The organism is Micromonospora sp. NPDC005161 (assembly GCF_053599855.1).
Genome location: NZ_JBSFYQ010000008.1, coordinates 60813 through 82253 on the forward strand (window position 1 = coordinate 60813; position 21441 = coordinate 82253).

Sequence of the window (21441 nt, forward strand, 5' to 3'; positions counted from 1 at the left end):
GGAGTCGAACGAGCATGGGTACGGACAGTTGGAAGGGCCACGTCAACGGGATCCTCTACGGGATCCAGTTCGACCGGGCGCTCGACGACACCGTGGTGACGCGGGTCGCCGACGGCGTGGTCGGCGGGCTCTACCCGGGTGACCGGGCCGAGACGCTGGACGCGCTCGATCAGGCGCTGCGCTACTCGGGCCCCCTCAACGACCAGGCCGAGACGCATCACAGCGAGGAGAACATCCGGGCGTTCCTCGGCCGGCTCTCCACCGCCCTCTCAGCCCGCGGCTGACCCCCCGGGCCTCCGTGTCGATCAGGAGGTTCCCGCCCGGGACCTGACCTCTCGTTCGGGGAACCTGGTCGACCGAGATGGTCGCGCCGGGTGGCGGCGCAAGGGGCGGTGGTACCAGGTGGCGAAGAGGGCGACGGCGAGCAGCAGCTCGGCCACGTCCCCGCCGTAGTACATGAGCTGGGCGGCGGAGCGGAACGCCGCCGGGTCGGGGTCGGCCAGCCCGGGCGGCAGGGTGCCGGCGTGCGCGTAGAGGTACTTGGCGAGCGCGGAGTGCCCGGCCGCCGCGCCCAGCAGCGCGCCGAGCCGCACGGCCAGCCCGGGACGGCGGGGTGCCGGGTCCGGGCCGGCCAGCGACAAGGCGAACAGGTATCCGGCGGCCAGGTAGTGCAGGTGCAGGGCGTGGTGCAGGGTGGGCTGGCGCTCCGCCGCCGCGTACAGCGGGGTGAGCAGCACCAGGGCCAGTCCGCCCGTGCTGAGCAGCGCGGCGGTGACTGGGTGGGCGATCGGGTGCAGCGGGCGGGCGCGCAGCAGCCGGCCGATGAACCGGCGGGTGGGTGTGGACGCGATCCGCAGCAGCAGTGTCACCGGGGCGCCGAGCACCAGCCCGAGCGGGGCCACCATGCCGAGCAGCAGGTGCTGTGTCATGTGTCCGCGCGGATCGTCGGGGAGCTGCGCGAACGGCCCGACCGCGACCGCCAGCACGGCGCAGCCGGCCAGCCAGGCGCCGCTGCGCCGGTGGTCCCAGCCCCTTGGATCGCGTGCGGCGGCCACGAGGTAGCCACCGGCCAGCAGACCGACCGCCGCCAGCGGAAACCAGCCCGGGCCATCCGCGGCGTGCCCCCCGTGCGCGATCACCGGCGCCGCGAACCAGCCCGGGGCGTCCGGGCGAGGGTCGCCGTCACCGCTGGCCGTCGCGTGGCGGTCGGGATCGCGCCCGCCAGACCAGCGCGGCGCCCGCGAGCAGCAGTATCGCGCCGCCTACGTTCCACACCACGTCGTACGGCACCAGGTGGACGCCGTAGCGGATCTGGTGCAGCCGGAGCACCTTGTGGTCGACCAGCCCATCGAAGAGCTGGAAACCCCCGGCGCCGAGCAGGACGCCACCCCAGGCGAAGCGGGCCGCCAGGGCGCCTCGCCGGCGCAGGTCGGCGAACCAGAAGAACCCGCCGACCAGGGCGATCAGCTCGGCTGCGTGCAGCAGCCCGTCGGAGAGCAGACCCACCGACAAGGTGGACCGGTCGTAGAAGTGGTGCCAGGCCAGCAACTGATGGAAGACGATCTCGTCCACCGCGGCCATCACCGCGACCCCGATCAGGACACCGGCGAGGATGGACGACCGGACCTCCGGCACGGCGGCGGTGCGCGCACTCGGCGGGCTCGAACCGACCACCACACACCTCGCATCCGCCTCAGGTGAGGGTCGAACTACCCGAGACCGGGCGGAACATGCCCACCGAGCCGCAACGCGCGTCCAGCCGGCGGTGATCGACACGAGATTGGCGATGTCGGGGTGTCGGACCTGATGGGACACCGCGACTTCCCGGACCTCGTGTTGATCGAGGCCCCGCCGGTCAGCGGGGCGACGACATCCCCGTTTCGCGCCTCCGGCACGGCTGACGGCATGATCATGGAGCCTGAGAGGCAGCGAACCCGGAGAGGGAGGTGCACGTGCCGGACGCGGACGAACTCGTCGCCGAGGCGCTCGCGGCGGTGCGCGGCACCGACGTACGGCAGGCCGAACGGCAGCTGGACCAGCTGATGGTCGGCACCGGCGCGACGGACGGCACGGCGGCGGTGGACACGGCGCTGCTGCGTCGCCTGGTCCGCGGCGTGGCGCGGCTGTGGCCGCGCGGCTGGCAGCCGGCCGACCTGGACCGGCTCACCACCCGGCGGCTCGGCGCCCGGTCGGCACGACTGGTGCGGGACGCGATGGCCGCCCAACGGCGCGAGCAGACCGGGCCGGTTCCGGCCTGGTGGGACGAGCAGTTGCGCGAGCTGGCCGCCGAGGTGTGGTGGGACGACGACCGGAGCGTGCTGGCCGGCTGGTCCGCCCGGGAAGGGCTGGACCGGGTCGACGCCCTGCGCACGGCCGTGGACACCCTCGTCCTGGTGGAGAGCCTGCCGCCGATCGCGGTGCTGCGTCCGCCACCCGGCACGACCGGGGCGGCGGCAGCGAGCCGCCCGGCCGGCGCGGCCCGCAGTGGGTCCGGCATGCTCGAACGGGTACGGGCGCTGCTGGCCAAGGCCGAGTCGACGACCTTCCCAGCCGAGGCGGAGGCGTTGACCGCCAAGGCGCAAGAGCTGATCGCCCGGCACAGCATCGACGAGGCGCTGCTGGCGGCCGGGGCCGACCGGGGCGACCTACCCGGCGGCGTGCGGCTCGGCACCGACACCCCGTACGCGGGTGCGAAGGCGCTGCTGGTGCAGGAGGTCGCGGCGGCGAACCGCTGTGCGGCGGTCTGGTCCGACGACCTCGGCTTCGCCACCGTGCTGGGCTGGCCGGCCGACCTCGTGGCGGTGGAGCTGCTCTACACCTCGCTGCTGGTCCAGGCCACCGCCGCGATGCTGCGCGGGCGGGCCGAGCGGCGACCGGGGGCCGGGCGGCGGACCCGCGTCTGGGACGAGTCCTTCCTCAACGCGTTCGCGCTGCGGATCGGCGAGCGGCTGCGCGCGACCACCGAGGCGGCGGACCGGGCGGCGGCCGAGACGGCCGGCCCGGAGCGGCTCCTCCCGGTGCTCGCCGCGCGCGGCGAGGCGGTCCAGGAGCGGCTCGACACCCTCTTCCCGGGCGTCACCCGGCACCGGCTCAGCGTCCGCGACGCCGAGGGCTGGTCGTCCGGCACCTCCGCGGCGGACCGCGCGTCGCTGGACGTCGGCGGGGGGCCACCGCCCCGACAGGTACCGGGACGCCCCGACCCACGTTGACCCAGGCAGCGTGGGAACCGCCACCGTCGAAAAATTCTGCGATGTTCTTCGGTAGGCGGTAGGGAACGGAGCTTCGGCTCCGACCCTCCGGTGAACCGCGTCCCGACCGGGGCGCGACCAGGACCCGAGGAGCATCGCCGTGAAGTACATGCTGCTGATCTGGAACCGGCCCGGCTTCACCGAGGAGCTGACCGAGCGGGAGCGCACCGCCCTGTTCGGCGAGGTCGACGAGATCATGAAGGAGCTGACCGAGTCCGGTGAGCTGGTCGGCGGTCAGGCGTTGGCCGACCCGTCGCAGACCCGGACGGTCCGGCTCGCGGGCGGCCACCCGGAAGTCGTCGACGGGCCGTTCATGGAGAGCAAGGAGCAGTTCGCCGGCTACCTGGCCGTCGACTGCGACACCCCGCAACGGGCCGCCGAGATCGCCGCCCGCTGGCCGGACGTGCGCTTCGGCGGCGCCCTGGAGGTCCGCCCGATCATGGACGAGGCCGGGACGGAGATGTGACCGACGACCGGACGGTCGAGGACCTGCTGCGTATGCTCGCGCCGCAGGTCCTCGGCCTGCTGGTCCGCCGGCACGGGCAGTTCGACCGATGCGAGGACGCGGTCCAGGAGGCGCTGCTCGCCGCCGCGACGCAGTGGCCCGGGCAGGGCTTGCCGGACAACCCGCGCGCCTGGCTGCTCACCGTGGCCAACCGCCGGCTCACCGACGAGTGGCGCAGCGAGCGCGCCCGCCGGGACCGCGAGGTGGCGGTGGCGCTGCGCGAGCCGGCGTACGCCGGGGTGGCGCCGGCGGCCGACGCGGAGCCCTCGGTGGCGGACGCCGACGACACCCTGACCCTGCTCTTCCTCTGCTGCCACCCGGCGCTGGCTCCCTCGGCGCAGGTGGCGCTGACCCTGCGCGCCGTCGGCGGGCTCAGCACCGCACAGATCGCCCGGGCGCACCTGGTGCCGGAGGCCACGATGAGCCAACGGATCCGCCGGGCCAAACAGCGGATCGAGGCCGCCGGCGCCCGGTTCAGCATGCCCGCGCCGGGTGAGCGCGACGAGCGGCTGCGGACGGTGCTCCGAGTGCTCTACCTGATCTTCAATGAGGGGTACACCGCGTCCAGCGGGCCGGACCTGCACCGGGTGGAGCTGACCGGCGAGGCGATCCGGCTCGCCCGCGTCCTGCACGGGCTGCTGCCCGGAGACGGCGAGGTGACCGGGCTACTGGCGCTGATGCTGCTCACCGATGCGCACCGGGCCGCCCGGGTCGGCCCGGACGGCGAGCTGGTGCCGCTGACCGAGCAGGACCGGGACCGGTGGGACCGGACGGCCATCAAGGCCGGCGTCGCGCTGATCACCGAGGCGCTGACCTGGTCACCGCCCGGCCCGTACCAGCTCCAGGCGGCGATCGCCGCGGTGCACGCCGAGGCGCCGACGGCGGCGGCGACCGACTGGCGGCAGATCGCCGCGCTCTACCGGCTGCTCGCCCGGATCGCGCCGAATCCGATGGTCACCCTCAACCAGGCGGTGGCGGTGGCCATGGTGGACGGTCCCGAGGCCGGGCTCGCCCTGCTCGCTCCGCTGGACGCCGACGAGCGCACCGCCGGGCATCACCGGCTCGCCGCGGTCCGGGCCCACCTGCTGGAGCTCGCCGGGCAGCTTCCGGCGGCGCGGGACGCGTACCGGGCGGCGGCCCGGGGCACCACCAGCCTGCCCGAGCGGCGTTACCTGGAGCTGCGGGCAACCCGACTGGCCGCCCAGCGATGAGTTCCGGCGGTCGCGGGAGTCGACGTGGCATGGGAATGGTGAGCAGTCAATTGTCGATCTCGTTGGACGGGTACGTGGCCGGGCCGGACCAGAGCCGGCAGGATCCGCTGGGCCGGGGCGGGCTGCGGTTGCACGAGTGGTTCTTCGGCCTGGACAGCTGGCGGGCGCAGCACGGGCTGACCGGCGGCGAGCGGGGAGTCGACGCAGACCTGGTCGACGAGCTGACCCGGGACATCGGGGCGTACGTGATGGGCCGGCGGATGTTCGGCGGCGGGGACGGCGACTGGGACGAGAGCTGGCAGGGCTGGTGGGGCGACGATCCGCCGTTCCACACCCCGGTCTTCGTGCTCAGCCACCATTCCCGGGCGCCGCTGGTGATGCGGGGCGGCACCGAGTTCCGGTTCGTCACCGACGGCATCGAGTCGGCGCTGCGGCAGGCCCGGGAGGCGGCGGGTGACCGGCAGGTGTCGATCGCGGGCGGCGCGAGCACGGTCCGGCAGTACCTGGCCGCCGGGCTGATCGACACCCTGCATCTGCACCTGGTGCCGATCTTCCTCGGGGCCGGTGAACGGCTCTTCGACGGGATCGCGCCGCGGCTGGAACAGGTGGCGGTGGTGGCCGGGCCGACCGTGGCGCACCTGCGCTACCGCGTCCTGCGCTGATCGCGGCACCGGCGGGTCGGTCACGCCGACGGGTCGACGGCCGGGCAGCTGGTGCCCGGACGGGGCACGACCACGCTGGTCAGGTAGCGGTCAACAGCGCCGGCCACACACGGGCTGGTGGTATAGCTGCCATGCCCCCATCCCTGATAGGTGAGCAGCACGCCGTGCTCGCCCAACTGCCGCGCCACGTTGGTGGCCCAGTTGTACCCGCTGGCCGGGTCGTGCACGGTGGCGGCGAGCAGCAGCGGCACCTCGGTGCGGACCCGCAGCCGGTGCTGCGGGTTGGCGACCGGCGCCGGCGTTCCCAGGCAGGTCACGGGGGCGAACACCGCCGGCGGATAGCGCAGGTCGGGCGCGAGCCGGCCCATCCGGCGCAGGTGTCCGGCGTACTCGCGGTAGTCGCGGACGGGCAGGCTCCAGTCCTGGCAGAAGACCGCGAACGGGTACGGAGCCACGGCGTCGCCCGTCGACGTGTCGCCGGCCGGGGGTGCGGTCGTCGGCGCGGTGACGGCGTCCATTCTGGCGATCCACCCGGCCAGCTCCGGCCACCGGTGCGTCTCGTAGAGCTTCTTGTGGGCGAGCCGGCTCAGCTCGAACGGGGTGAGCGCCGCACCGGGCCGGTCCGGGTCGGTCAGCGTCCCGCGCGCGGCCCGGCCGTGCAGCCCGGCCCAGACCTCCCGGACGTCCCGCCCCCTGAGCGGGCAGCCGGCGGACCGGGCACACCAGGCGACGAATTCGTCGAACGCGCCTTCCGCGGTGACGGCCTGGGTGTCGAGGAAGGCACGGATGTCGAGGCTGTGATCCATCGCGGCCTCCAGCACCATGGCCCGGACGCGGTGCGGGAACAGCTCCGCGTACCGCTGCCCGAGCAGGGTGCCGTACGAGCTGCCGTGGAAGGTCAGCAGCCGCTCGCCGAGCGCGGCGCGGACCGCGTCGAGGTCGCGGGCCGCGCTGGTCGTGTCCACGTGGTCGTAGAGCGGCCCGGTCCGGGCCCGACAGTCGGCCCGCAGCAACGCGTTGCCGGCCAGCGTGGCGTCGAACTGAGCCTGGTCCGCTATCAGCTGCGGTTGCCGGGCGAGCAGGTCCGTCGAGCAGATCACCGGGTGGCTGCCGCCGGTGCCGCGCGGGTCGAAGCTGACGATGTCGAAGCGGCGGCGCAGCTCGGCGCTGAACCGGGAGCTGCCGGTCACCACCCGGTCGACCCCGCTGTCGCCCGGCCCGCCGGGGCCGAACACCAGTGCGCCGGTCCTTGCGGACGGGTCGGTGGCCGTCCGACGGGCCAGCGCCAGGTCGAACCTCTCGCCCCGAGGCCGGCGCCAGTCCACCGGCAGGGACAGCGTGCCGCACTCGGCGGTGGCGTCCCCGGGGCAGGGCCGCCAGTCGATGGTGGGGCCCGGTTGTGCTCGGGCGGCGGCCGGGCCGACCGGGGTCAGGCCGGTGACCGTGAGGGCCAGGGCGACCGCCCAGCCGACGGTGGATTTGCGTACGCGCAGCATGGAGTGCTGTCCTCTCCTCGAAGGAGCGTCACGGGAGAAACTCGCCCACCGGGCGAGGTGGTGCTGCTTCCACCGGGCCGTCGAGTAGCCGCTCGACGGCCCGGTCCTTTCGTGCGCCGGGTTCACTCGACCTCGCGCAGGACGCGTTCCAGCGCGCCCATCCGGGTCTCCATCCCGCTTAGCCGGCCGTCCAACGCCGCGAGCAGTCGGGCGTTCTCCGCCTGGGCCTGAGCGGCGGTCTCGGCGAGCCGGCGGTAGTCGTCCGCGCGGGCCGATTCGAGCCGGGCCCGTCGGGTCTTGGCGAGCTGCACGATGGTCACCGTGAACACGCTGATCAGCAGGGCGAAGATGCCGATCGCGCCGACCACCTCGGTCCAGTCGTGCTCGCTCATCGCTCCGCTCCGGGCTGCTCGGCCGAGTCGGGCACGGTCAGCGTCTCGACCGCCGCCGCGATGATCTCGGGGGTGAGTGTGAGCACGAAGGGCTCCACCTCGTAGTAGTTCATGGCTTTCCCGTCCTCCGACAATTCCAGGCGTGCGGTGACCAGCCCGGCCGCCGCCAGCTTCCGTAGGTGGACCTGCAACAGCGCCCGGCTGATGCCCAGTTGCCGGGCCAGCCGGCTCACGTAGGCGCGCTCGCGGGCCAGTGCGGCGACGACCCGCAGCCGGTGCGGGTTGGCCAGCGTGGCCAGCACCCGGACCAGGTCGTCACCGGTCGGCGGAGCGGCACTCATAAGCAGCCCTTGCACATGCCAAGAGAAGTTAGCGGGTGCCGACGTGCGGCGACCGGGGTTCGGGAGCGAATCAGGGGGATCTCAGGGTCCACCGAGGGGCCGGACAGACAGCACGCCGGGCCGGTGAGATCACCGGCCCGGCGTGCGGAGTGCGTCGTACGTCAGCTCTTGAAGGCGTCCTTGATCTTCTCGCCAGCCTGCTTGAGCTTGGCTCCGGCCTGGTCGTTGCGACCCTCCGCCTCGAGCTGCTCGTTGTCGGTGGCCCGACCGGCGCCTTCCTTCAGCTTGCCGGCCGCATCCTCGGTGGCGTTGTTGATCTTGTCGTCGATACCCATGTGCCAACCTCCATCGCGAGCGTCGCTACGCCACCAGCAGTACCCCTGCCATCGCCGGTCCAACCATCCCGACTACACCCCGTCGACGGGGGCGGCCGGGCGGAACCGGCGCAGGCGCAGGCTGTTGGCCACCACGAAGACCGAGGAGAGGGCCATCGTGGCGCCGGCGATCATCGGGTTGAGCAACCCGGCAGCGGCCAGCGGCAGGGCCGCCACGTTGTACCCGAAGGCCCAGAACAGGTTGCCCCGGATGATGCCGAGCGTGCGCCGGGACAGCCGGATGGCGTCCACCGCGGCGTCCAGGTCGCCCCGGACGAGGGTGAGGTCCGACGCCTCGATCGCCACATCGGTGCCGGTGCCCATCGCCAGGCCCAGGTCGGCCTGCGCCAGCGCCGGGGCGTCGTTGACCCCGTCGCCGACCATCGCCACCGACCTCCCCTCGGCCTGGAGTCGCCTGACCACGTCGACCTTGCCGGCCGGCAGGACCTCGGCGATCACCTCGTCCACGCCCACCTCGGCGGCGACCGCCCGGGCCACGGTGACGTTGTCCCCGGTCAGCAGGACCGGGGTGAGCCCCAGGGCGCGCAGCCGGGCCACCGCCGCCCGGCTGGTCGGCCGGACCACGTCGGCGACCGCGAGCACACCGCAGGCCCGCCCGTCCCAACCGGCGACGATCGCCGTCCGACCGGTCGCTTCCGCGTCGGCGACCGCCCGCTGGACCTCCGGCGGTACGTCGAACCCGCGCTCGCGCAGCAGCCGGAGCCGACCGATCAGCACACTCCGGCCGTCCACCGTGGCGCTGACGCCCAACCCCTCGACGTTGGCGAAGCCGGTCACCGGGGGCAGCGTCCCGGCCTCGGCGGCGCCCGCCGCGACCGCCCGTGCGATCGGGTGCTCGGAGGCGGCTTCGACCGCCCCCGCGAGCCGGAGCAGATCGGCACGGTCCGTACCGGCCGCCGGCACGACGTTCACCAGGGTCATCCGGCCGGTCGTCACGGTGCCGGTCTTGTCCAGCACCACGGTGTCCACCCGCCGGGTCGACTCCAGCACCTCCGGTCCCTTGATCAGCACGCCGAGCTGAGCGCCCCGGCCCGTGCCGACCAGGAGTGCGGTCGGCGTGGCCAGGCCGAGCGCGCAGGGGCAGGCGATGATCAGCACGGCCACCGCGGCCGTGAACGCGGCGGTCGGCCCAGCCCCGCTGCCGAGCCACCAGCCGAGGGTGCCCACGGCGAGCGTGATGACGATCGGCACGAACACGCCGGAGATCCGGTCCGCCAGCCGCTGCACGGCCGCCTTGCCGCTCTGGGCCTGCTCGACCAGGTCGGCCATCCGGGCGAGCTGGGTGTCCCCGCCGACCCGGGTGGCGGTGACGACGAGCCGGCCGCCCGCGTTGATCGTGGCACCCACCACGCCGTCGCCCGGGCCGACCTCGACCGGGACCGACTCGCCGGTGAGCATGCTGGCGTCGACGGCCGACGTGCCCTCGTCGACCACGCCATCGGTGGCGATCTTCTCGCCGGGGCGGACCACGAACCGGTCACCGACGGCGAGCTGGTCCACCGGGATCAGGGTCTCCACCCCGTCGCGGAGCACCGCCACCTCCTTGGCGCCCAGTTCGAGAAGGGCGCGCAGGGCGGCGCCGGCGGTCCGCTTCGAGCGGGCCTCGAAGTAACGGCCGGCGAGGATGAACACCGTCACCCCGGCGGCGGCCTCCAGGTAGATGTTGCCGGCGCCGTCGGTGCGGGTGATGTCGAAACGGAACGGGTGGGTCATGCCGGGCATCCCGGCGTCGCCGAGGAAGAGCGCCCAGAGCGACCAACCGAACGCGGCGAGGGTGCCGAGCGAGACCAGGGTGTCCATGGTCGCCGCGCCGTGCCGCAGGTTGGTCCAGGCGGCCCGGTGGAACGGCAGCCCGCCCCAGACCACCACCGGGGCGGCGAGCGTCAGCGACAGCCACTGCCAGTAGTCGAACTGCCAGGCCGGCACCATCGCCAGCACGACCACCGGCACGCTGAGCGCCACCGACACCCAGAGGCGGGTACGCGGGCCACGCAGCGCGTCCACCGGCTCCTCGGCGGTGGAAGGTGGGGACGGCAGGGACGCCGTGTAGCCGGTCTTCTGCACCGTGCCGATCAGGTCGTCCGGCGTGACGCCGTCGACGTACCGGACAGTGGCTTTCTCGGTGGCGTAGTTGACGGTCGCGCTGACCCCGTCCATCCGGTTCAGCTTCTTCTCGATCCGGGCGGCGCAGGCGGCGCAGGTCATTCCGCCGATCGCCAACTCGATCCGGTTCGGCGCCTCGGGCAGCGGTCTGCTGGTGGTGGTCATCATCTGGTCCCGTCAGTTGTGCCCGTGCCCGGGGATGCCGTGGTCGGCGTCCCCGGTCGGCGCGGGTCCGCTCGGGGTGGGATCGGTCGGGGTGGGATCGCCACCGGTCGTCGGTGCGCCGGTGGGCGGGGTGGGCGAGGTGCCGGCGACCACGGTGAACTCGGCGGTGTGCACCGACCCGCCGTGCCGGAAGTCGAGGTAGAGCCGGTACCTGCCGGCCGAGGGCACCTCGGCGAGGAAGGTGACAGCCGGACCGGGCGGGGTGCGCCCGTCGCCGGGTGTCCCCTCCGGGTGCACGTGCAGGTATGCCAGGTCACCCCGGCGCAGCGCCACGAGATGGCCGTACGCGCCCAGGTAGGGCTCCAGGTCGGTCACCGGCCGCCCGTCCCGGCTGACGGTCAGTGTGAGCGGCGAGGTCCGGCCGGGCTGCACCGCGCCGGCCAGGGTGACCGTGTAGCCGTCGACGGTCGTGCTGGTCGCCGGCGCGGGCAGCGGCCGTTCGGCCAGCGTTCCGGGGACCGTCACGTCCACCCCGAGGGTCAGCGGCTCTCCCCCGGTCGGGGCGAAGTCGGCGAACGCCCGCCACTGCCCGGGGCCGGCCAGTGGGGTGGCGACGCGCCACGTGCCGTCCGGGGCCAGGTCGGGATGCACGTGGCGGAAGCCGGAGAGGTCCCGCCGAGCGACGATGAGATGCATCCGCTTGTCGTGCGCCACGTCGAACCGGGTCACCGGTCGGCCGTCCGGGCCGCCGATCCGAAAGGCGAACTCGCCGGCCGGCGCGGCGACCGGTTCGAGGGTGTAGCCGCGGTCGGCGACGAGCAGGCCGCCGGGGAGCCGGTCGGCCGCCTCATCGTGCTCTCCGTGGCCGGCCGGGCCCGGCTCGTGGGCGGCCCCGTCGTCGTGCCGGTTCTCGGCGACCGGGGCGGCGGGACCGGCCACCTGACCGATCCCGTACGCCGCGCCGAAGACCGCCGCGAGGCCGAGGGCGAATCCGCCCAGTCTGGTCACCGTATTCATGCCGGGCCTCTCGATCAGGCGTCGACGAGGTCGTAGCCGGCCTCGTCGACGGCGGTCCGGACGACTTCCACGTCCAGCGGCTGGTCACTGCTGACGGTGACCCGGCCGGTGGCCAGGTCGACCTGAACCTCGCGCACACCCGCGATGGCGCCGACCTCGGCGCTGACCGAGCTGACGCAGTGCCCACAGGTCATGCCCTGCACCTGGTACGTCGTGTTGACCATCGAACCGTCTCCCTCCGCCACCTCCGAGCCTATACCCCCCAGGGGTAAATCGAAGGCGGACGTCTGTCCTTGTGTTGTACCGGTACCCGGTGGGGGTATCCCGACAGAAAGGGACAGTACCATACCCCCCAGGGGTAGGCTACCCTGGTCGCCATGACCGCACCCACTCCGATCCGCGGATACACCGCCAGCAAGGATCAACTGCTCGCGCGGCTCCGCCGTGTCGAGGGGCAGGTCCGGGGCATCGAGAAGATGGTCGACGACGACCGCCACTGCATCGACGTGCTCACCCAAATCTCCGCGATCCAGGCCGCGCTGGACAAGGTGGCGCTGGGGCTGCTCGACGGGCACGCGCGGCACTGCATGCACGAGGGCGCCGCCGAGGGCCGGGCCGACGAGATGGCCACCGAGATGATGGCGGCGGTCGGCCGGCTGATGAAGCGCGGCTGAGACCGGGTGACGCTCGCCCGGTCCGACCGGACCGGGCCGTCACTCGGTCTCCGGGTCGAGGCGTACCCCACGCAGCAACTGGGCGTTGAGCGCCACCACGATGGTGGACGCGGACATCAGCACCGCGGCCAGCGCCGGGCTCAACGCCACCCCGGCCCACGCCAGCACCCCGGCCGCCAGCGGCAGCGCCACCACGTTGTAGCCCGCCGCCCAGGCCAGGTTCTGCCGCATCTTCCGGTACGACGCCCGCGAGAGCCGGACCACGGCACCGACCCCGCGCGGGTCCGACGAGGCCAGCACCACCCCGGCGGACTCGATCGCCACATCGGTGCCCGCGCCGATCGCGATGCCGACGTCCGCCCGCGCCAGCGCCGGCGCGTCGTTCACCCCGTCGCCGACCATCGCCACGGTCAACCCCCGCCGCTGAAGCTCGGCCACCCGGCCGTCCTTCTCCGCCGGCAGCACCTCGGCGAAGACCTCGTCGACACCCCGCCGGAAACCCAGGTCGGCGGCGACCGCCTCGGCCACCGGACGGGCGTCACCGGTGATCATGGCGATGGCGCGGACGCCCGCGGCGCGCAGCTCGACGATGGCCTCCCGGGCCTCCGGACGTACCTCGTCGGTCAGCGCGAACGCGCCGAGCACGGCGTCCGGCGGCCGTACCAGGTACAGCACCGCGGCGCCCCGCGCCGACCAGTGGCCGATCGCCGCCTCCAGCTCGGCCGGGAGCGACAGGCCCAGCTGCCGCAGCAGCGCGGGACCGCCCACCGCGTACTGCGTACCGTCGACGGTGGCCTGCACCCCGCGCCCCGGCAGCGACCGGAACCCGACGGCCGGGGCCGGTCCGACGCTCCCGGCCGCCGCCACGATCGCCCGAGCCAGCGGATGCTCGCTGTCGGACTCCACGCCGGCCGCGATCCGCAGCACCTCGTCCCGCGCGACGCCGGGTGCCGTCGCCAGGTCGGTGACCACGTGCTCGCCCCGGGTCAGGGTGCCGGTCTTGTCGAACAGCACCGCGTCGACGGTCCGCATCCGCTCCAGCGCCAACCGGTCCTTGACCAGGATCCCGGACCGCGCGGCCAGTGCGGTGGAGAGCGCGACGACCAACGGAATGGCCAGCCCGAGCGCGTGCGGGCAGGCGATCACGAGGACGGTGACCGCGCGGACCACCGCCTCGTCGGGCCGGCCCAGCGCGGTCCAGACCAGCACGGTCAGCACGGCGGTGCCGGTGGCCAGGTAGAACAACGCGGCCGCGAACCGGTCCGCCAGCAGCTGGGCCCGCCCGCCGGAGCGCTGCGCCTGCGCGACCATCCGCTGGATGCCGGCGAGCGCGGTCTGCTCACCCAGCGCCTCGACGCGGACCCGGATCGCCGAGTCGGTGGCGACGGTGCCGGCCACCACCCGGTCCCCTGCCGACCGGGCGACCGGACGCGACTCTCCGGTGATCATCGACTCGTCCAGCTCGGCGCCGCCGTCGACGATCCGCCCGTCCGCCGGAACCCGCCCACCCGGCCGGACCAGCACCACCTCGCCGACCCGCAGCTCGGTCACCGGCACCGGCTCGACCCGCCCGTCCGCCGCCACCCGCTCGGCATCGTCGGGCAGCAGCGCGGCCAGTGCCGCGAGCGCGCCCCTGGCCTGACCGATGGCCTTCATCTCCTGCCAGTGCCCGAGCAGCATGATGGTGACCAGCGCGGCAAGCTCCCACCAGAAATCCAGGTCGAAGGCGCCCACGCTGGTGGCCAGTGACGCGGTGTAGGCGACGGTGATGGCCATCGCGACCAGCAGCATCATGCCCGGCGCCCGATCGCGGACCTCGCGGACCGCGCCGACCAGGAACGGCCAGCCGCCCCACCAGAACACCACCGAGCCGAGCACGGGCCCGACCCAGGACCGGCCCGGGACGTCCAGCCCGAGGCCGAGCCGGTCCAGCACCAGGTGGCTGGTCAACACCACCGGCACGGTGAGCACGAGGCAGACCCAGAACCGGCGGCGGAACATCGCCGGATCGTGCCCGGCGTGCTTGTCGTGCTGATGTGGCCCGCCGTCGGCGTGTCGCTGGTGGCCACCGGGCCCGGCGTGGCGCTCGTCGGCGGCGGGACGATCGGGGTCGGGCGGCGACGGAGCGGGCATGACTCCAACATGCCGGTCCGGAACCCGCCACGCGAGCGGTTCGACCACCCGACACTCCGGCACGACCTGCGTCCCCGGGTCGGGCTGGTTAGCATTCCGACGATGGCCCTCCGGATCCCGCTACGCAGTTGGGCAGAGGTGCCGCCACGTTGTGGCGTCACCTCCCGCCGACCGGGCCGAGCTTTCACCCTGCGTGGTCACGAGGTCGCCGTCCAGCGATCCGGCGCGCTCGTCGCCGCTTTCCCGCGGCGGCGGTGAACCGACCGGCCCGTCGGCACGTACCCCGCACCGGATCGTTGGGAGTCTCGCATTGGGTTCCGACCACACCCGCTCCGCTCCGTCCGCCCCACCCCGGGTGCGACGGATCCTCGTCGCGACGGTGGTGCCCCTCTTCGTCGCGACCGTGCTCGCCGCGGTCGTGCTCTGGCCTCGCGACGGGTCACCGCGGACCGACGGCGGTGCGAACGTGCCGCGCTACCACGGCACGGTGACCCGGGTGGTGACCGAGCCGTGCCCAGCGGCGGCGCCGAACCCCGAGGGCACACCGAGCGTCGGGGACGGGCCGTGCGGCACGGTGGACGTCCGGGTGAACGACGGGCCGGCCTCCGGCCAGCGGATCCAGACACCCGTGCCCGCCGGACCCGGCGCGCCCCGGGTCGAGGTCGACGACGAGGTCATCCTGGTGGAGCTGACCGACCCGACCGATCCGACCGCCAGCAGTTGGAACATCGCCGAACACCAGCGCGGCGCGCCGCTGCTGTGGCTGGCGGTGATCTTCGCCGCCGCGATCGTCGCGTTCGGCCGGTGGCGGGGCCTGGCCGCTCTGGCCGGGTTGGCCGCCAGCTTCGCCATCCTGCTCACCTTCGTGCTGCCCGGAATCGGCGCCGGCCGGTCGCCGCTGCTGGTAGCGGTGGTCGGTGCCGCGCTGATCATGTTCGTGGTGCTCTACCTGACGCACGGGGTCAGCGCGCAGACCTCGGTCGCGGTGCTCGGCACCCTGGGCAGCCTGGTCCTCACCGGCGTACTGGCCACCATCGTCAGCGGCGCCACGCACCTCACCGGCTTCGGCAGCGAGGACGCCACCACCCTGTCGATGTTCCAGGCCGACGTGGACCTGCACGGCCTGCTGCTCGCCGGGATCATCATCGGCTCGCTCGGGGTGCTCGACGACGTGACCGTCACCCAGGCGGCCACCGTGACCGAGCTGGCCAACGCCAACCCCGGGCTGACCCGGTTGCAGCTCTACCGGGCGGCGACCCGGGTCGGCCGGGCGCACATCGCCTCCACCGTCAACACCATCGTGCTGGCGTACGCGGGCGCCTCGTTGCCGCTGCTGCTCCTGCTCACCGCTGACTCGCGACCGATCGGGCAGATCCTGACCAGCGAGTTCCTCGCGCAGGAGATCGTCCGCAGCGGGGTCGCCACGCTCGGGCTGATCGCCGCCGTACCGCTGACCACCGGGCTGGCCGCGATGGTGACCGCAGCCGGCCGGCAGACCACCGCGCCCGCCGCCGAAGCGCCCGCCCCGCGACCCCAGCCCGACCGCGCCGAGGCACTGGCGGCGCTGAGCTCCCCGCGCACGGATCGGCCCGACCTCACGTCGCCCGACCCGACGCGGACCACACCCTCATCCACCGCCACCAACCGGTGGCCAGAGCCGAACAGGAGCACGGATACGGCATGGTGACACTCCTCAACGTGACCACGTCGGGCGTCCGCCCTGAGAACCGCATCACTGGTCACTCAGCGCCATGGCGAAATGACGCTTTTAGTCGGTATCAGGGCGTAGCTCAGCCGGTGGGCTCTCGGGTAACCTCACTGCCGGTTACCGATGAAGGCGCGAAGCGGCGCCTGCGGTGCCACCGCCCAATCGCCAACCGGCGAGCCGGGAACCCAGGTACGTGGGGTGAATCCGCGACAGCGGTAGGGGCCACTTCCGCCCCGAACCCGTCAGCTAACCCGGTCGGCGGTCGACGGAAGGGAACATTGTGACGGCACCCCTACGCCGCTGGTTGACACCCGTGGTGGCCGTGATCGCCGCACTGACCGTGCTCGCCGGGCCCCTCCCGGCGCAGGCCGCCCCGACGACCCCCACACCGTCCGGGCACGAGGAGGACGGCGAGCCCCAGCTGCTCAACGACGTGATCGAGCAGACCAACCGCAAATTCTCCGCGGCCAAGTCCAAACTGAACACGTCGAAGAAGAAGCAGCTGCAGCTGGCGCTGGAGGTCGACCGGGCCAAGGCCGACCTGAACGCACTGGCGCCGCAGGTCGGGCAGATCGCCGCCCAGTCGTACCGCACCGGCCGGATCGGCCCGCTGGCGATGCTGCTGGAGAGCGAAGCCCCGGACTCGTTCGTCCAACGTGCCGCCGCGCTCGATGAGATGAACATGGTCAACGAGAAGAAGCTCGCCGAGGTCAACGCGGTGAAGACCCGCGCTGAGCAGGCCAAGCTGGCCCTCGACGCGGAGGTCCGCGAGCAGCAGAAGCAGACCGCCCTGATGGCCAAGGAGAAGCGCGAAGCGGACAAGGCCCTCGCCCTGGTCGGTGGGAAGGGCTTCACCGGCGGGCTGGTGTCGGCCACCTCACCGGTCGCCCGGCTCGGCCCGGGCCGGACCGCCGACGGCGACTGGAAGTCCGAGTCGTGCAGCCAGAACGACCCGACCACGTCCGGCTGCGTCACCCCGCGCACGCTGCACGCGTACAAGGAGGTCAAGCGGGCCGGATTCAACCGGTTCGTCGGCTGCTACCGATCCGGGGGGCCGTGGGAGCACCCGAAGGGCCGCGCCTGCGACTGGTCTCTGCAGAAGAGCGGCTTCAGCCCGTGGCACAACGAGGACACCCGGACGTACGGCAACAACGTCGCCGCGTTCCTCATCCGCAACGCCGACCGGCTCGGCATCTACTACGTGATCTGGAACCGGCAGATCTGGTTCCCGGCGACCGGCTGGAAGTCGTACAGCGGGCCGTCGAACCACACCGACCACGTACACATGTCGCTGCTCTGACCCACGCTCTCCGTCGAGGGCCGTTCCGCGTGACGCGGAGCGGCCCTCGACGCGTTCAGGCGGCGGGCGCGGCCGGACCGACCGGCGTGCTGGCGTCGATCGGTCCGTCGAGCGTCGTGGCCGGCACGGCGGCCACCGGACGCACCACTCCGGCGGCCAGCCGGTACGACACCCCTACCACCGCGCACCGCCCCCGCTCCACCTCGGTGGCCAGCACGGGCGACTGCCCGAGCAGCGCCTCGACGGTCTGTGCGATGTGGATGTCGACGATGCGGCCGATGTCGTCCACCCCCTCCGCCTCGGCCCGACGCAGGCTGGGCAGCACGGCGTCGACCACCGCGCCCAGGTGCCCCTGGGGCGGGTTGCCGGTGGCTGCCGACTCACGGGCGGCCTGCACCGCACCGCACGAGTCGTGGCCGAGCACCACCACCAGCGGGGTGCCGAGCACGGTCACCGCGTACTCCACGCTGCCCAGCACCTCCGGGCCGGTGGTGTGCCCGGCGGTACGGACCACGAACAGGTCGCCCAGCCCACGATCGAAGATGATCTCGGCGGCCAACCGTGAGTCGGAGCAGCCGACGATCACCGCGAAGGGGTGCTGCCCGTCGGCCACCGCGGCCCGGTGTCCGGCATCCTGGTTGGGGTGGCGGGGTGCGCCGCGGACGAAGCGCCGGTTCCCGGCGATCAGCTCGGCGTACGCCTGGGCCGGCTCGGTGAGTGCCGGCGTCGGGTCGGCAGTACGCTGCGAACCCGGCTGCTGGCCGGGTGTACCGGGACGGCTCATCCCCGCACCTCTTTCCACGCGTTGACCTGCTCAACCGACTCATCAGCGGGGCGGCGGCGGGCGCTGGTCCGGGTTCCACGGTCACACGCACCACAAGATGCGTCAAGTTATACGTGATATAGATTTCATACGTTGCCCCTCGGAGCGCCGCTCCGGCGACGCTCCAGGGGGCACGAAGCACCGGAGAGGCGGACCCACGATGGCGAGCTCGGCGACGGCGGCTGGCGACACCGGCGGCCGGAACTGGACGTTCCTCACCAACCACGGGCACGTTCTGCTGGCCATCGGCCGCGACCCCACCGCCCGGCTGCGCGACGTGGCGGCCGAGGTCGGCGTGACCGAGCGGGCCGCGCAGGCGATCGTCGCCGACCTGGAGGCCGGCGGCTACCTGCGCCGCACCCGGGTCGGGCGGCGCAACGAGTACACCCTCAACCCGGCCGGCCACTTCCGGCACCCCGCCGAGGCCGACCGCCAGGTCGGTGCTCTGCTCGCGCTCTTCGCCGAGACACCCGCCCCGGAGGCCGCCCCCCGCTCCTGAGCGCCCTCGCCGGGCCGTTGCCCGACCGCGACACAGCGGTAATCTCTGCGGGTGCGCGAATGCCTGCCGTTGAGCGCGACCGACCCGTCCCGCCGCCGTACCGGACGTGCCGTCCACGCTGTCCTCAGTGGAGCGCTGGCGGTCCTGCTCGGCGCCGCCCTGGCGGTCGTCCCCTCCCCGGCGGTCGCGGCGCCGCCCACCTGTGGCCCAGGTGGCGAGGACGGCCTGGTGGAGATGCCGTGGGCACTGCGCCGGCTGGACCCGGCCTCGGCGTGGCCGCTGTCCCGGGGCGCCGGCGTGACGGTGGCGGTCATCGACTCCGGGGTCTCCGCCGTCCACCCGCTGCTCAAGGGCCAGGTGCTTGAGGGCCGGGACTTCAACGGCCTGCCGGCCAGGCAGGGCCAGTGCGACGAGGCCGGGCACGGCACGATGGTGGCCGGCATCATCGCCGGCAAGGAGGGCACCGGCGTGCCGTTCAGCGGCATCGCCCCGGCGGCCCGCATCCTGCCGATCCGGGTGCTGCCGGACACCAAGGGCACCAACGACGAGGCGCTGCCCGGGCAGATCGCCGCGGCCATCGACTACGCGGTCGGGCAGGGCGCCGACGTGATCAACCTGTCCCTGGTGACCCTGGACCGCCCCGAACTGGAGGCGGCGGTCAAGAACGCGCTCGCGAAGCGGGTGGTGCTGGTTGCCGCCGCCGGCAACCGGCAGGAGCAGCAGCAGGAGAAGACGGGTTACCCGGCCGCGTACGAGGGTGTGATCGCGGTGGCCGGCGTCGACGAGCAGGGCGGCCACGTGGGCACCTCGGTCAGCGGCGCCTACGTCGACGTCGCCGCACCGGGGTTGAACATCGTCGGCCCGGCCCCGCGCGGGAGCGGCTACCGCGCCGAGCCGACCGGCGGCACCAGCTTCGCCGCCGCGTACGTGTCGGGAGTGGCCGCGCTGGTCCGGGCAGCCCACCCGCAACTCGACCCACAACAGGTCGCCGACCGGCTGGAACGGACCGCGGACAACCCGCCGGACGGGCACAACGCCGAGATCGGCTACGGCGTGGTCAACCCGTACCGAGCCGTGTCGAGCCTGCTGGGCACTCGTACCGATCCGCCCGCCGGTGCGCTCCCCGCGCCCGCCCGGTCGGACGACCCGCTGGGCTGGCAACGCAGCGCCGCGATCTGGGCGGCGGCGGTCGGCGGGCTGCTCGCCGCGCTGCTGCTGGCCGCCCGGCCGATCATGAATCGAGGCCGCCGACGCGGCTGGCGCCCGGGACGGCGCACCGACGCAGCGATCACCAACTGACCGGCGCCGCTTGATCGCGCCTGGCACGGTCTCCGGCGGCCGTGCCCGCCACGGCACCGACGAGTCGTCCCCGTCGGTGCCGTGCCGTCCTGACGATCAGCGCAGGATGCCGGAGGTGCCGCCCCCGTCCGCGCCCCACACGTCCTCGTCCTCCTCCAGCCAGGTGTTGCGGGGAGTCTCCTCCTCGCCGTAGCCGGCGCCCGCACCGGCGCCCATCCCGGCCATACCCGCGCCTCGCGCACCCGCGCCGCGGCCGCCGGCCCCGGCACCCGTCGCGCCCCGACCGGCACCGCCCCGGCCGGCACCGCCGCCGGCGGCGCCACCCATCCCGGGTGCCATGCCGCCGCCCGCGCCCAACTTGCCGCCCGCGCCGACGCGACCGCCGCCCCGGCCACCACCGCGGCCGGCGCCCGCCGCGCCACCACCCATCATCGGGCCCATGTTGGGGGAGACCGCCCGGCCGAGAGCGCCACCGCCCGCGAGAGCGCCCGTGCCAGCGCCGGCTCCGGCGCTACCCAGGCCGCCGCCGCTGCCGAGCCCACCGGCACCGCCGAGACCGGAGGAGCCCAGGCCGCCGCCCCCCAGGCCGGAGCCGAGACCGGGCGTCCCGCCGCCGCCGGCACCCGCGAGCCCGCTGCTGTAGTCGTCCTCCAGACCCCCGGTGCCCGGCACCCCGCCGGTGCCGGGGTAAGCGCCCGAGCCGGTGCCGTACCCACCGGAGAGGTCGGGGTGCGTGCCGGAACCGCCGGGCAGGTTGCCGGTGTCCGGCATGCCGTTGGCGTCGATCGAGGGCCTGGCGCCCAGGTCGCCGATGGACGGTTTGCCGCCGCCGATGTCCGGTACGCCACCGACCCCGCCACCACCGCCGCCACCGTTGTCCAGCTTCGGAATCTCGGTCTTCGGTGTCTGGTTCTGGAAGCCGCTCGCGTCACCCGGGGTGCCCGGGGCGATGTTCTGGTAGTCGCCGCTGACCCGCTGGTATACGCCCGCAGCCTCGTCGGACCGGTCGTTGATCCAGTCGGCGACCGCGGTCACCGGATCCAACCAGCCGAGGAAATCCGGCGCCACCTTGGCCTCGAAGAAGCCCACGCTGAGGGTCAGCTTGGCGTTCCGCGCCTCCAGCACGTCGTTGACGCAGGTCGCCGGGACCGGGAAGTCCCGCTGGGCGGCGGTGAGTTTCTCCGCGGCGCTCTTGAGCGACTGGACGATGCCGGTGCCCTTCTCGGCGTCCGCCACGATGTTCCCGGTGTCCTTGGCGATCTGCTCGACGTGCCCCTTGAACGCCTCGTACGCGGGGCCCTTCCAGACCGTGCCCAGGTCCTTGATGTTGGTGTCGAGACTCTGCTTGACGTTGTCGAGATTCTTGATCAGCTGCTCCCAGCCAAGGGCGGCGCTCTCCACGTCACCCGGCCGGCCGTCGATGACGACCTTCTGGCACATCTCTTCCCAGCTCAGGCCCATCTGCGTCCT

At 73.6% G+C, this 21441-nt stretch carries 22 protein-coding genes and 1 riboswitch; of the genes, 10 read left to right on the forward strand and 12 right to left on the reverse strand.

The features are described from left to right. Positions 1–14 precede the first annotated feature (14 nt). Complete coding sequence (locus tag ACWD5O_RS10280) at positions 15–284, forward strand: hypothetical protein (RefSeq protein WP_450085097.1); 270 nt, start codon at positions 15–17, stop codon at positions 282–284. Between the two features lie 21 nt (positions 285–305). On the opposite strand, the gene ACWD5O_RS10285 is transcribed toward ACWD5O_RS10280, so the two are convergent. Beyond that, positions 306–1139, reverse strand: coding sequence for a cytochrome c oxidase assembly protein (locus ACWD5O_RS10285; protein WP_354964464.1), 834 nt, complete (start codon positions 1137–1139; stop codon positions 306–308). Between the two features lie 43 nt (positions 1140–1182). Next, on the reverse strand, positions 1183–1674 hold the full coding sequence (locus tag ACWD5O_RS10290) for a DUF2243 domain-containing protein (protein ID WP_450085098.1): 492 nt from the start codon (positions 1672–1674) through the stop codon (positions 1183–1185). A gap of 278 nt (positions 1675–1952) precedes the next feature. Here ACWD5O_RS10290 and ACWD5O_RS10295 point away from each other — a divergent pair, with 278 nt between their 5' ends. The 4 genes from ACWD5O_RS10295 (at position 1953) to ACWD5O_RS10310 (ending at position 5626) form a co-directional block, all read left to right on the forward strand. Next, complete coding sequence (locus ACWD5O_RS10295) at positions 1953–3209, forward strand: DUF2786 domain-containing protein (protein WP_449938639.1); 1257 nt, start codon at positions 1953–1955, stop codon at positions 3207–3209. 148 nt (positions 3210–3357) lie between these two features. Then, complete coding sequence (locus ACWD5O_RS10300) at positions 3358–3714, forward strand: YciI family protein (protein ID WP_354964633.1); 357 nt, start codon at positions 3358–3360, stop codon at positions 3712–3714. Positions 3715–3746: 32 nt separating this feature from the next. Further along, positions 3747–4964 (forward strand): RNA polymerase sigma factor, encoded by a 1218-nt coding sequence (locus ACWD5O_RS10305; RefSeq protein ID WP_449938645.1) that lies wholly within the window; start codon positions 3747–3749, stop codon positions 4962–4964. A gap of 35 nt (positions 4965–4999) precedes the next feature. Beyond that, positions 5000–5626: a dihydrofolate reductase family protein gene (locus ACWD5O_RS10310; RefSeq protein ID WP_387323572.1), complete on the forward strand. Its 627-nt coding sequence runs from the start codon at positions 5000–5002 to the stop codon at positions 5624–5626. A 20-nt stretch (positions 5627–5646) separates the two neighbouring features. Here ACWD5O_RS10310 and ACWD5O_RS10315 read toward each other — a convergent pair whose 3' ends face one another. From ACWD5O_RS10315 to ACWD5O_RS10345, 7 genes are all read right to left on the reverse strand, one after another. Then, positions 5647–7122 (reverse strand): alpha/beta hydrolase, encoded by a 1476-nt coding sequence (locus ACWD5O_RS10315; protein ID WP_449938637.1) that lies wholly within the window; start codon positions 7120–7122, stop codon positions 5647–5649. Between the two features lie 122 nt (positions 7123–7244). Then, positions 7245–7514, reverse strand: a complete 270-nt coding sequence (locus tag ACWD5O_RS10320; RefSeq protein ID WP_387322947.1) for a hypothetical protein — start codon at positions 7512–7514, stop codon at positions 7245–7247. After that, entirely contained in the window at positions 7511–7855 is a 345-nt protein-coding gene (locus ACWD5O_RS10325) for an ArsR/SmtB family transcription factor (RefSeq protein ID WP_450085099.1), read from the reverse strand. Before ACWD5O_RS10325 ends, ACWD5O_RS10320 begins: the two co-directional genes overlap by 4 nt. 161 nt (positions 7856–8016) lie before the next feature. Beyond that, the gene (locus tag ACWD5O_RS10330; RefSeq protein WP_121656519.1) at positions 8017–8190 is read right to left on the reverse strand and encodes a CsbD family protein; all 174 of its coding nucleotides are present in this window, start codon (positions 8188–8190) and stop codon (positions 8017–8019) included. A 72-nt stretch (positions 8191–8262) separates the two neighbouring features. After that, positions 8263–10518 (reverse strand): heavy metal translocating P-type ATPase, encoded by a 2256-nt coding sequence (locus tag ACWD5O_RS10335; RefSeq protein ID WP_449938632.1) that lies wholly within the window; start codon positions 10516–10518, stop codon positions 8263–8265. 12 nt (positions 10519–10530) lie between these two features. Then, positions 10531–11535 carry a hypothetical protein gene (locus ACWD5O_RS10340; RefSeq protein WP_450085100.1) on the reverse strand — a complete coding sequence of 335 codons (1005 nt, stop codon included), beginning with the start codon at positions 11533–11535 and terminating at the stop codon, positions 10531–10533. Between the two features lie 14 nt (positions 11536–11549). Continuing rightward, the gene (locus tag ACWD5O_RS10345; RefSeq protein ID WP_387322942.1) at positions 11550–11759 is read right to left on the reverse strand and encodes a heavy-metal-associated domain-containing protein; all 210 of its coding nucleotides are present in this window, start codon (positions 11757–11759) and stop codon (positions 11550–11552) included. A gap of 153 nt (positions 11760–11912) precedes the next feature. On the opposite strand from ACWD5O_RS10345, the gene ACWD5O_RS10350 reads away from it, so the two are divergent. Then, on the forward strand, positions 11913–12209 hold the full coding sequence (locus ACWD5O_RS10350) for a metal-sensitive transcriptional regulator (protein WP_450085101.1): 297 nt from the start codon (positions 11913–11915) through the stop codon (positions 12207–12209). Between the two features lie 39 nt (positions 12210–12248). Here the strand turns inward: ACWD5O_RS10350 and ACWD5O_RS10355 are convergent, their stop codons facing one another. Beyond that, on the reverse strand, positions 12249–14342 hold the full coding sequence (locus tag ACWD5O_RS10355) for a heavy metal translocating P-type ATPase (protein WP_449938629.1): 2094 nt from the start codon (positions 14340–14342) through the stop codon (positions 12249–12251). 310 nt (positions 14343–14652) lie between these two features. On the opposite strand from ACWD5O_RS10355, the gene ACWD5O_RS10360 reads away from it, so the two are divergent. Both ACWD5O_RS10360 and ACWD5O_RS10365 read left to right on the forward strand, forming a co-directional pair. Next, entirely contained in the window at positions 14653–16029 is a 1377-nt protein-coding gene (locus ACWD5O_RS10360; protein ID WP_450085102.1) for a YibE/F family protein, read from the forward strand. A gap of 166 nt (positions 16030–16195) precedes the next feature. Continuing rightward, positions 16196–16326: riboswitch (cyclic di-AMP (ydaO/yuaA leader) on the forward strand. 4 nt (positions 16327–16330) lie between these two features. Further along, complete coding sequence (locus ACWD5O_RS10365; protein WP_354964453.1) at positions 16331–17350, forward strand: coiled-coil domain-containing protein; 1020 nt, start codon at positions 16331–16333, stop codon at positions 17348–17350. 55 nt (positions 17351–17405) lie between these two features. On the opposite strand, the gene ACWD5O_RS10370 is transcribed toward ACWD5O_RS10365, so the two are convergent. Then, on the reverse strand, positions 17406–18134 hold the full coding sequence (locus ACWD5O_RS10370) for a carbonic anhydrase (protein WP_354964452.1): 729 nt from the start codon (positions 18132–18134) through the stop codon (positions 17406–17408). A gap of 199 nt (positions 18135–18333) precedes the next feature. On the opposite strand from ACWD5O_RS10370, the gene ACWD5O_RS10375 reads away from it, so the two are divergent. Both ACWD5O_RS10375 and mycP read left to right on the forward strand, forming a co-directional pair. Continuing rightward, positions 18334–18672, forward strand: coding sequence for a helix-turn-helix transcriptional regulator (locus ACWD5O_RS10375; protein ID WP_354964451.1), 339 nt, complete (start codon positions 18334–18336; stop codon positions 18670–18672). Between the two features lie 51 nt (positions 18673–18723). Next, a complete protein-coding gene (mycP, locus tag ACWD5O_RS10380; protein ID WP_354964450.1) occupies positions 18724–19971 on the forward strand; it encodes a type VII secretion-associated serine protease mycosin in 1248 nt (415 codons plus the stop codon). Between the two features lie 96 nt (positions 19972–20067). Here mycP and ACWD5O_RS10385 read toward each other — a convergent pair whose 3' ends face one another. Continuing rightward, positions 20068–21432, reverse strand: coding sequence for a WXG100 family type VII secretion target (locus ACWD5O_RS10385; RefSeq protein WP_354964449.1), 1365 nt, complete (start codon positions 21430–21432; stop codon positions 20068–20070). Between the last annotated feature and the right edge of the window lie 9 nt (positions 21433–21441).